Here is a 10391-nt window from a genome sequence, read left to right as displayed (position 1 = left end):
TGTTTGCGTCATAGCTTTGCTACCCATTTACTGGAGAATGGGACCGACCTTCGGTATATTCAGGAATTGCTTGGACACAAATCGTCAAAAACAACAGAGATTTATACACACGTAAGTAACCGTGCATTGCAAAACATTAAAAACCCATTTGATGATCTCAAAATATAAGATACCAAAGGTACACATAACACTCCCATATGGGAAATATCTGTTACTTTTAGTACACATATAAACTAGTTACCAGCAAGCGTGAAAAAAGACGAAATCAACTGAAATTTGAAAAGTAAACCATCGTGACAGGACAAAATGAAAATGAAATATTAAGTAGAAATAGAATTAGCCGACACCCCTTGCCGACCCTTCTGTATTTTTTATTTTTCCCAACGCACATTTTTAATTTTTCTGCCTGCCCACATTTGGCACATTGTCAAGCCCCGCAAGCCATCGCTAAAACCAAAGCTTGCCAAAGAGCCAAATTTGCCTTCCCACATAAGAACGGAAACAAGAAATTGTGTATATTTGACAAAATTGTCCAAATAAATTAGTCAAATGGAACAAGAATCTTTTGGTGTATATATCAGACGTTTGAGAGAAGAAAAAAACCTTCCACTTAGAAAAGTTGCTGCACAACTCGACATTGACACATCTACTCTAAGTAAGGTTGAGCGTGGAGAACGACCTATTTCAATTGACTATCTAAAACCATTAAGTCAAATACTAAATGAAGATTACAAAGAGCTGCAAATAAAATTTCTGGTTGACAGCGTTAATTCAAATTATGGGAAATTAGAGTATTTGATAGAAGGGTTGGATGAAGTCATTAATCAATTAAAAAAGAAGAAACAATAGATGCCAACAAAGTTTTTTACAAATCAGGACGATAATAGCTTACTCAAAAAATTTGAGGGTGTATTTACAAATATTGAAAGTATTCGTCATTTCGATGCTTTGGTTGGTTATTTCAGGACTTCCGGTTACTTCAAAGTTCGTGCATTCCTTGACAAAATTCCTAAAATCAGAATTCTGGTTGGAATTAATGTTGACAAATTAATTAAAAAATATCACGACAAAGGACAGTTGTACCTTGAAAATCCTGAAGAAACTAAAGAAGATTTTTTAGTAGAAATTATCAAAAATATTCAGGAAGCCAACTACGATGAAGTAACAGAAAAAGGAATTTTACAATTCATTGAAGATTTGGTTAGTGGCAAAATTGAATTGAGAGCACACCCTAAAAAGAAGATTCATGCAAAAGTTTATATTTTTCGAACTGCCTCATTTAATGAATACGCACCATGTGAAGTAATTACCGGCTCATCAAATTTGACAGATGCCGGACTTGGTTCCAATCCAGAATCGAATTACGAATTTAATGTAAGCTTACGAGAATATGAAGATGTGAAGTTTGCAACAGAAGAATTTGAAAGACTTTGGGCTGAATCAGTTCCAATTTTGCAAGCAGAAGCAGATAGAATAAAAAACCAAACCTATTTGAAAGACGATTTTACTCCGTTTGAACTTTATATAAAAATGCTCATAGAGTATTTTGGTAAACGAGTTGATTACGACCCTTACAATATTGATTTACTCCTTCCACCAAAATACATTCGTTTAAAATATCAATCAGATGCTGCCAATCAAGGCTATGCAATAATGATGAAACACAACGGCTTTGTTTTGGCTGATGTTGTTGGTTTGGGGAAAACCATTATTGCATGCATGATTATTAAAAAGTTCATTTACGAAAATGGAACACATACAAAGATTTTAGTTGTCGTTCCGCCTGCAATTGAGGATAGTTGGAGACGAACAGTAAAAGATTTTGAACTTGACAATCATTTTACATTCATCACCCTTGGCAGTCTGCATAAGATTCTCGACAGACAAAACTATTCTTATCCAAATCCTGAGGAAATTGATTTAATTGCTGTTGATGAATCGCATAAATTCAGAAACGATTATACCGAAATGTATTTGGCGTTGCAGGAGATTTGTAAAATGCCACGGTCGAGAGCTGCGGAAAACGGAGACTCAAGAAAGAAGGTAATCCTAATTTCTGCAACCCCATTAAATAACAGACCGCAAGACATTGAAAATCAACTTTACCTTTTCCAAGACAGGAGAAACAGTACTCTTGAAAATATTAGAAACCTTCAGGAATATTTCAAACCAATTAATGAGCAGTACAAAAAGCTGGCTTACGAGAAGAAATTAAACCTAAAAAAACTAAAAGCACTTTTTCAAAAATTACGTGATGATGTTGTTGAACCATTGGTAATCCGCAGGACAAGAACCGATATTGAAAGCAATAAAGAATATCTGGAAGATTTGGATATTCAGGGAATAAAATTTCCCAAAGTAGGTGACCCAATTCCACTGTATTATGAATTGGACGGAAAATTAAGCGAACTCTTTTTTGATACAGTTTCACTTATTACGAATCTTGATGAAGTAGGAAATAAAGTGGATGGCTTGGGTTATTACCGTTACCGGGCAATTGAATTTTTGACCAAGGAGGAAGACAAAAAAATGTATGGTAACGTTGAGTCCATATCGGGAAGATTATCGGCAATTATGAAAACTCTGTTGGTTAAACGTCTTGAAAGTAGTTTTTATGCCTTTACCCAATCACTTTCCAGATTTCAGAAAGCTATTGACAATATGATTGGAATGTTCGATGATAACCGTGTTTTTATTGCCCCTGACCTGGACATAAACAAACTATTGGAAGAAGGGTTAAGTTACGATGAAATAGAAGCAAAAATCAATGAGAAAGGTGGAAACAACAAAGAATATCAAAAAGATGCTTTTGATAAAAAATTTGTTGCCCTATTAATGCAGGATAAGGAAAAGGTTGATGATTTAATCGAACGATGGAAGAAAGTTAAGAAAGACCCGAAACTCATTGAATTTGCAAAGCAGATTCAGGATGAATTTTTTCAACCGAAAAAGAATGTTAGCGGTAAACTAATCATATTCTCAGAATCAAAAGAAACAGCAGAAGAATTAACGTTAAAACTTTCGAAGATTACTAAGAAAAAGGTTCTTACTGTAAGTGCTGAAAACCGAAAACATGTTGAAAACACAATCAGGGATAATTTTGATGCAAACCTTGAAGAAGAAAAATGGCAGGATGATTATGATATTATAATTACAACCGAGGTTTTGGCAGAAGGAATAAACCTTCACCGAAGCAATTTGATAGTAAATTATGATGTGCCCTGGAACTCAACCCGTTTAATGCAACGTATCGGACGTGTTAACCGAATTGGCTCAAAGGCTGATAGAATTTACGTGTTCAACTATTATCCTTCTGCTCATGGTGATGCACAAATTCATCTTGTAAATAATGCTTTGCGAAAACTACAGGCATTTCATACTGCTTTTGGCGAGGACAACAAAGTATTTTCCATACTCGAAGAAAAAGGTGAAGGTGCTTTATTCGGAAACAAGATTCAAAAAGAGGAAAGCGAAATTCTTAAATATCTGAATGAACTTAGAGATTTCAGAAAGAAACACCCCAAGATTTTCATTGATATATCAAAAATTCCAAACAAAGCCAGATGTGGAAGAAAAGTACCGGAAGGCAGGCAATTGACTTTACTTGATACAGAAAACGGAGAAATGAATTACCCGTTGCAGGGTACTTCACTAACTTATTTGAAAAGTGAAAATCATCCGGGAATCTTTTGTTTGATAACTCCTGAAATGAATATAATTGAGATGAATTTTTTACAGGCAGTTAAGATTTTCAAAGCTCCCGAAAATGAAAAAGCAATTGAACTTCACGAACTGCATCACAAGCAAACTTTAGCTGGTTTGGATTATTTCAAGTCAGAAAAAAATCAGGAGAATGTTCAAACTGTTTCAAGGAAAAATCTAAGTCCCGCGGAGAATAAAGCTATTTCCAACATCAATGCAATCGTAAAAATTGCACCTACCGAACAAAAAAGGATGGCTTTATTACGTGCATTAGATATTATCAAAAAAGGAACATTTGCATCAAAGGGTTTGCCTAAATCTATCAACGACTATTTCACTTCAAATGCGGGATTGATTAAGGAACCAGACAAATTTATTGATAAACTTTTCATTTCGGTTCTTGACAGATACGATTTATCTTCAAATTTAGAGGAAGGTCTACATTACGAAAAAACAAACAGAGGTATAGTAAATCCACAAATTGTTTTAACACAAAGTTTCAGTTAATTATGGCAGCTAACAGAATTCAATTACAAAATGCTTTGCACAAACCTTACGATAGGATACTTTTTGCACGGGAAGTATTAAGTCCGGTTTTCAGTTCTGGTTTTACGCTAAGTTCTGGTTTAGTTCCAGCACCGGTTATTCCAAATAAATCGGAATCAACTGCCATTGATAAAGTTTGGATTTATGGAAATATCCAGTTGGACGATAGTACTGAAATTACCTGTTACGAAGTTTTGTTGCAGCCAAAAGTAAGGATTGAACACAGTAAAGTTGCCATTCAACAATATGTTCGCAAACTGCTCACTGCAGGTCAAGCGGCATTAATCAACTTTGTTGCACCTGCAAATAAAAATGTTTGGAGGCTTACATTGGTTGCCAAAGACAGTGTGTTGACCGAAAAAGGTGTAAAAGAGAAAACTACTAATGCAAAACGATACACTTTTTTATTAGGTCCTTCGGAAACCTGTAAAACGGCTGCCGAACGATTTGAAGTACTTAGCACAGAAAAAGAAATTAATTTTCAATCACTTGTAAATGCTTTCTCTGTTGAAAAACTCAGCAAAGCATTCTTTGATGAATATACTCTTCACTACCAAAATTTTTGCGATTACCTTCAGGAATCAAATTATAGAAAATCTGTTTTCAATATTTCGTTTCCTGCCAACGCTACAAAAGAGGAAAAAGACAAAGCAAGCAAACCAATCCGTGATTTTGTGAAAAAACTTTTAGGGCGCATTGTGTTTCTTTATTTTGTACAGAAAAAAGGTTGGCTGGGTGCAAGCGATACAAGTTATTCCGATGGTTTGGGGGATTTCATTAAACGGCTTTTTAAAGATTCTGGCGGAAATAACACCTTTTACAGCAACTGGCTGACAGTTCTTTTCTTTGATACACTCAATAAAGAACGAACGAATGACAATTTCAAAATGCCCGATGGCAAAATTGTTAAAGTTCCTTTTTTAAATGGTGGTTTATTTGATAAAGAAGAATTTGATGAACACTTACTCACCTTTAAATCAAAACTCTTTCATCATCCCGATTTTGAAGATGATATCCTGACGGTAAAAAGTAACGGTAATGCCCGTGGTTTTCTTGACTTTCTGGATTCATTCAATTTTACAGTTTACGAAGATAGCCCTGATGACCACACCGTAGCAGTTGACCCGGAAATGCTAGGGCATATATTTGAGAACCTATTGGAGGACAACAAAGACAAAGGTGCTTTTTATACCCCAAAGGAAATTGTGCATTACATGTGCCAGGAAAGTTTAACTGAATACTTGTGTACCACTTTACAGATTAAAGATGAAGTTGCCGAAAGGGAGGCTGTAAATCAGTTACTGAAAAATAAAATAGTTGATAATGTTTTAAAATCTGAAATTGCTGAACTTGAAAAAGCACTTGACAATGTAAAAATCTGCGACCCTGCAATCGGCTCTGGTGCTTTTCCTATGGGTTTATTACAGGAAATTTTCAGCATTAAAGAACTCATTGCATACGAAACCGATAAAGAATGGAAACCTGCTCAAACAAAACTGAATATAATTCAAAACTCTATTTACGGAGTGGATATTGAAAAAGGCGCAGTTGACATTGCCCGTTTGCGTTTCTGGCTGAGTTTGGTGGTGGATGAAGAAAAGCCTAAAGCCCTTCCCAACCTCGATTACAAAATTGTAGTGGGCGATAGCCTGATAAGTAAGTTCGATGGCGAGATTGTAGAAATTGACTGGGAACGTAAAAGCAGCGTGGGGAAAGCCGATGAATATGTAAAGAATGTGCAGCGTTTGTTGGTAGAAGTTGCAGACAAGCAAAAGAAATACTTTAACCCCAACAACAAGAATAAGAAAAAATTACAGTCAGAAATCCGTAACCTGAAAATTGAATTGCTAATTAACCAGCTATCGTTTAACAAAGAACTTTATATTGGCAAAACCGTGCAAAAAGGTGGCTTTATGCCTACCACTGCCGATATAAAACACAATACCGAACGCGAATTGCAAATTAAAGGATTTGACAATCTGATTAACAAACTGAAAAACCTGCTGAAAAACCCTGATGAACCTTTTAACCATTTTGACTGGAAACTCGATTTTCCGGAAGTGTTGAATCCATATTTGGCGAATGGAAATGAAGGTTTTAATATTGTCATCGCCAATCCTCCTTATGTCTCATGGTATTCTAGACAAGCAAGAGTTTTGGATACAAATATGGAATCTGCTCTTAGAAATAATTATAATTTTTTGGTAAATGAAAGTTCTAAATTGAGAATTAATTCTGCTATGTTCTTTATGGAAAAGGGATTTTCTCTTTTAAGACAAGATGCCTTTATTATTTACATACAGGATTTGAACGTCTTAGAAAATCCATTTAAAGCAATTCGAAAATATGTAACTGATAATTATAAATTGAATGAATTAATTACAGGTTTAAAGGCTTTTGAAAATGTGGGTAGTGGGCAAGTTATTTTTTCGGCCTATAAAGCTAAGTCCATTGGTTCCCAAATCAGAATCCAAGAAACTCTTGACAAAAACAATTTAGTATATCTAAAACAAGGTGAAATAGTCGAAAATGATTATTCGTGGTCAATTTCTGCTAACAAATCTGTTATAAGCTTAATCGAAGATAACTGCAAGTTACTTAAACAACTTTATGATAGCCATACCGGTGTTGCCGTAAATGCTACGGTTGAAGGAAAAGCATATTTTATAAGAGATAAGCAGGTAAATAATGCATATCCATTTTTAAAAGGAGGGGCTTCGGTTTATGAATCTTATTGCACCCCTATCATTGATGCATATTTGATACATGATAAAAAGAAAGAATCGCTCTTAAATGATGAATTTGATGAGTGGTATTTTAAAACTAAAGGTTCTCATCAAAGACCGTTTAATATAAGGAAAGTTGAAGAATACAATAGACCTAAATTATTCTTAAGACAATCTGATGTAAAGTTTACTGCTACTTTTTTGAATGAATTTGTTTTTGGTAACTATTCACTATTTAACATATATCATCCAAAAAATGATGTTATTGAACTGAAATACTTGCTCGCACTTATAAATTCAAAACTCCTTGCTTTCTATGGTCGTGAAACCGAAATTATTCTAATTAAACCAGGTAAGACCCCACAAATTAGAAGTGGTCAGAGAGGTCCAAAGGGAATTAAGCAACTTCCAATTAAGAATTTTAAAGAGAAAAACATTTTTGTCAGATTAGTGGATTACATAATTTTTCTCAAATCCATTAAGCTTAAAGATATTGACTCTCAACTTATGCCTACATACTTCGAGCAAATCATTGACGGCATGGTATACGAATTGTACTTCCCTGATTTGCTCAAAAAACACAACCGTGAAATCATTAAGCATATGGGCGAGTTGCCGGAGTTTACAGACAGCATGAGTGATGAGCAAAAAATGAAGATTTGTAAAAAGGTGTTTGACCGCTTGAATGAAAAAGAACACCCTGTTAGGATTAACCTGTTTTATATGAACTCTATTCCGGAGATAGCAATAATTGAAGGCAAAAATGAGAATAACTGATATACACATAAAGAATTACAGGGCATTTTATGGTGAACACCATATTTGCCTTGATAAAAATGGTAAAAACCTGATGGTTTATGGCGAAAACGGCAGCGGTAAAAGTTCTTTGTTTACAGCACTTCAAGACTTTTTAAAATCATCGGTGGGTAAAATAGATGTGGAAGAAAATATCTTTGTTCCTACCTCTCAAAAAAACACCGCCAGTATTAAGGTAGATATTAAAGAATCTCCTGAAACTTCCAAAACCACCAGTTTTGAACTAAAACTAGCAGACAAGGAAATAATCAGTGCTGACAAAACCCTAATTGCAGATGCCAATAAAATTAAGGGATTCTTTGATTACCGCAGTTTGTTACGTACCCACATGGGTCATAAAGACAAGGTTGATTTGTTCGATTTGCTCATCGGTAAATTTGAATATTCTTGGGGCGGAAGTTTAATAACCAATGAACCTGGTATCTGGCAAGATTCAATAAATCGGTTTTCAAAAAAGGAAATCGGGAAAGAATGGAAAGAAATTAAAAACGACATTTTTAATAAATTCCAATCAAAACGCCATCAAGAAAATATCAAAAACTATCTCTTACAAAAATTCAATCCCGGCCTTCTTCAATTAATTTCTGATATTGAAAAAGACACGAATACCTTTATGGGTTTTTTCGGTGCCAATGTCAAAATTAAACTGGAATTCGATAAAATTGAATATCAAGGAAGAAGAAAACTCCGAGGAAATAACATTAATCTTAAAATTGATTTCTTTGAAAAATCTATTCCAAAGCATCAGCTTTTTTTGAATGAAGCCCGTTTATCGGCTCTTGCAATCAGTTTGTATTTAGCTTCTATAAAGGTAAATCCACTTTCAGGTGCATTAAAAATTCTTGTTCTCGATGACTTGCTTATTGGCTTGGACATGAGTAACCGTTTGCCATTACTCGATATTTTGAAAAACCATTTCATTGAAGTTGACAATGACAAACAATTTCAGGTGATAATGACCACTTATGACAAAGTATGGTACGAATTGGTACGGAATTATTTTGGCGCAGAAAAATGGAAATACACAGAAATTTATACAAAATCGTTAAAAGACGATGATTTTGAAATTCCTATAATCTTTAATGAGAACGGTTATCTGGAAAAAGCAAAATATTATTTAAGCGAAAAAGACTACAAAGCATCAGCCGTCTATCTAAGAACGGAGTTTGAACGAATTGTAAAAACTATTTGCGACAAACAAAGAATTCCGGTTGCTTACAAGAAGAATCAAAAGGAAGTAACCAGTGATGATTTCTGGACTGCAATTGAATCCCAAACAGACATTGACCCTGCATTAGTTCACGAAATTACAATACATCGTGGAGTTGTAATGAATCCTTTTAGCCACTACGACCTTGAAAAGCCGGAATTTGAAGCAGAATTGAAAGTAACAATTACAGCCGTTGAAAAACTGAAAGCTGAAATTAAAAATGTTAAGAAGAACAAATCAATTGACAAGCTGGAAAAAGAAATAGCAAAACTTACATCGGCAATTGCAGGTAAAGACAAATTAATTGAGGAATTAGGAAACAAACTAAAAGCAAAGTAATTGAATGCTAATGAAAACCCTTGATTGGAAACCAAAAGAACACGCACCAAGAGCTTTGCTAATTGGTCACGACCCACGGTTGCAAAATTCCAATACGCAGGCTGAATATGTGTTATTTGCTAATTATTTTTTCGACAACACCATCAAGGACAGGTCATTTAAAAGTAAATATGGTTTAGCTGCATCCGCTTTTAATCAGATAACCGATATAACAAACGGAAAAATCAAACCAGAAGAAATTTACATAACGAATCTTTGCAATTCAGCTTTACCTCATGCTCCTAAAAGTAAAACTGTTTACATCCCAGAAGACAAAGCTGTAGAAGGAAATGAAAATATTAAACGGATAGTCAAGGAAAACCCAAGTATTGAATATATTTTCCCTATGTCGCTTCAGGTAAATTACTGGCTGCAAAAGTTAGGTTTGTATTATTCAAGCGCTGAATTTGTAGAAAAATCGACCCCAAAAGCAAAAGGAATTCAGAATGAACCACCCTATTACGAGCCAGTAGGGAAAAGTCCTTTTCTAATGATTTGTGGAAATAGGTATCAGGTTGCCGGAGGAACACAAACTGTAATTCCAATTTTACACGCAAAATGTTTTCCTATTAATAAACAGTTTAGAGCTTATGAACCAGCATACGAGAAAATAAGAAATTATTTTAGAATCTGAATTTTATGAAGATTGAAAGAAAACTTAGAGAAAAGTAAAATGAGCCAACGCACCAGTCACACACATTGTCAAAGCCCCGCAAGCCAGCGCTTAAACCAAAGCTTTGCCAAAGAGTGTGCCAGCCCAACCCCAGAAGAAAAATTAAAAATCTCCTCCCCTTCAAAAAATAAAAAATACCCCTCCGCACAAGCCGACAGAAAAGAACATGAATATCAATGGAAAATAAGTCTTAAATATAAAAATATCAATGGTTTACAAAGACTGGTGAATCAACGCCAGCTGGTAATCGAGTAGGCTGCCGATAGGCTAAATGCCTATCGGAGAACCTCTCACACCACTGTACGTACGGGCCTCGTATACAGCGGTTCATTAAGATGCG

7 protein-coding genes are annotated in these 10391 nt (G+C 34.8%); all 7 read left to right on the top strand.

Annotation, left to right across the window (positions count from 1 at the left end; all coding sequences use genetic code 11):
* Positions 1 to 3 precede the first annotated feature (3 nt).
* The 7 genes from CLV93_RS19935 (at position 4) to CLV93_RS19905 (ending at position 10306) form a co-directional block, all read left to right on the top strand.
* Positions 4 to 168 carry a tyrosine-type recombinase/integrase gene (locus CLV93_RS19935; RefSeq protein ID WP_425529592.1) on the top strand — a complete coding sequence of 55 codons (165 nt, stop codon included), beginning with the start codon at positions 4 to 6 and terminating at the stop codon, positions 166 to 168.
* A gap of 381 nt (positions 169 to 549) precedes the next feature.
* Positions 550 to 849: a helix-turn-helix domain-containing protein gene (locus CLV93_RS19930; RefSeq protein WP_106543998.1), complete on the top strand. Its 300-nt coding sequence runs from the start codon at positions 550 to 552 to the stop codon at positions 847 to 849.
* The gene (locus CLV93_RS19925) at positions 850 to 4209 is read left to right on the top strand and encodes a helicase-related protein (protein ID WP_106543997.1); all 3360 of its coding nucleotides are present in this window, start codon (positions 850 to 852) and stop codon (positions 4207 to 4209) included.
* A 2-nt stretch (positions 4210 to 4211) separates the two neighbouring features.
* A complete protein-coding gene (locus tag CLV93_RS19920) occupies positions 4212 to 7751 on the top strand; it encodes an Eco57I restriction-modification methylase domain-containing protein (RefSeq protein WP_106543996.1) in 3540 nt (1179 codons plus the stop codon).
* Entirely contained in the window at positions 7738 to 9339 is a 1602-nt protein-coding gene (locus tag CLV93_RS19915) for an AAA family ATPase (RefSeq protein WP_106543995.1), read from the top strand. The genes CLV93_RS19920 and CLV93_RS19915 overlap by 14 nt, the downstream gene beginning before the upstream one ends.
* A gap of 10 nt (positions 9340 to 9349) precedes the next feature.
* Positions 9350 to 10012: a hypothetical protein gene (locus CLV93_RS19910; protein ID WP_146142099.1), complete on the top strand. Its 663-nt coding sequence runs from the start codon at positions 9350 to 9352 to the stop codon at positions 10010 to 10012.
* 12 nt (positions 10013 to 10024) lie between these two features.
* The gene (locus tag CLV93_RS19905) at positions 10025 to 10306 is read left to right on the top strand and encodes a hypothetical protein (RefSeq protein ID WP_146142098.1); all 282 of its coding nucleotides are present in this window, start codon (positions 10025 to 10027) and stop codon (positions 10304 to 10306) included.
* Positions 10307 to 10391: the final 85 nt, after the last annotated feature.

This window comes from Prolixibacter denitrificans, from assembly GCF_003014495.1.
Taxonomy (GTDB): domain Bacteria; phylum Bacteroidota; class Bacteroidia; order Bacteroidales; family Prolixibacteraceae; genus Prolixibacter; species Prolixibacter denitrificans.
This window is presented reverse-complemented; position numbering and strand designations above follow the sequence as displayed.